General features: G+C 55.3%; 1 rRNA gene (only partly in view). It reads right to left on the bottom strand.

Features of this window, described 5'->3' with window-relative positions:
* Positions 1–1,165, bottom strand: a 23S ribosomal RNA gene (locus FBZ90_RS27635) (it extends 1,364 nt beyond the left edge of the window).
* Positions 1,166–1,167: the final 2 nt, after the last annotated feature.

Genomic DNA, 1,167 nt, shown 5'->3' with positions numbered 1-1,167 from the left:
CCAATAAAGGGAAGCATCCGCAGCTTCGGTGGGTGGCTTAAGCCCCGTTACATTTTCGGCGCAGGCCGGCTTATCTAGACCAGTGAGCTATTACGCTTTCTTTAAAGGATGGCTGCTTCTAAGCCAACCTCCTGGTTGTCATGGCCTTCCCACATCCTTTCCCACTTAGCCACCACTTGGGGACCTTAGCTGGCGGTCTGGGCTCTTTCCCTCTCGACGATCGACCTTAGCACCGACCGTCTGGCTGCCGGACTGCACTCCACGGTATTCGGAGTTTGGTTAGGTTTGGTAAGGCTCGCGCCCCCCTAGCCCATCCAGTGCTCTACCCCCGTGGGTGATCATCCGACGCTCTACCTAAATAGATTTCGCGGAGAACCAGCTATTTCCTGATTTGATTGGCCTTTCACCCCTATCCACAGCTCATCCCCGACCTTTTCAACGGGCGTGGGTTCGGCCCTCCAGTGGGTGTTACCCCACCTTCAGCCTGGCCATGGATAGATCATCAGGTTTCGGGTCTACAGCATGCAACTAAAGCGCCCTATTCAGACTCGCTTTCGCTACGCCTCCAGCTATCGCCTTAAGCTCGCTGCATACTGTAAGTCGCTGACCCATTATACAAAAGGTACGCCGTCACGCCTTAAGACGCTCCGACTGCTTGTAGGCATCCGGTTTCAGGTACTGTTTCACTCCCCTCGTCGGGGTGCTTTTCACCTTTCCCTCACGGTACTGGTTCGCTATCGGTCACTGAGGAGTACTTAGGCTTGGAGGGTGGTCCCCCCACGTTCAGACAGGATTTCACGTGTCCCGCCCTACTCGAGGATCAATGCCGGTTTACCCGTACGGGGCTTTCACCCACTCTGGCATGCCTTTCCAGGCATTTCCGGTTATGTAGCATCAATCACTGGCCTGGTCCGCGTTCGCTCGCCACTACTAGCGGAGTCTCGGTTGATGTCCTTTCCTCCGGGTACTTAGATGTTTCAGTTCCCCGGGTTCGCCTCTCCAACCTATGAATTCAGTTGAAGATACCCATCGCTGGGTGGGTTTCCCCATTCGGAAATCCACGGATCAATGCCTGCTCGCGGCTCCCCATGGCTTATCGCAGCGTGCTACGTCCTTCATCGCCTCTCAGTGCCAAGGCATCCACCAGATGCCCTTATTTCACTTGAT

Origin of the sequence: Nitrospirillum pindoramense (assembly GCF_007827955.1) — a bacterium.
GTDB lineage: Bacteria > Pseudomonadota > Alphaproteobacteria > Azospirillales > Azospirillaceae > Nitrospirillum > Nitrospirillum amazonense_B.
The sequence above is the reverse complement of the archived record's forward strand: the minus strand, read 5'-3'. Positions and strand labels throughout refer to the sequence as shown.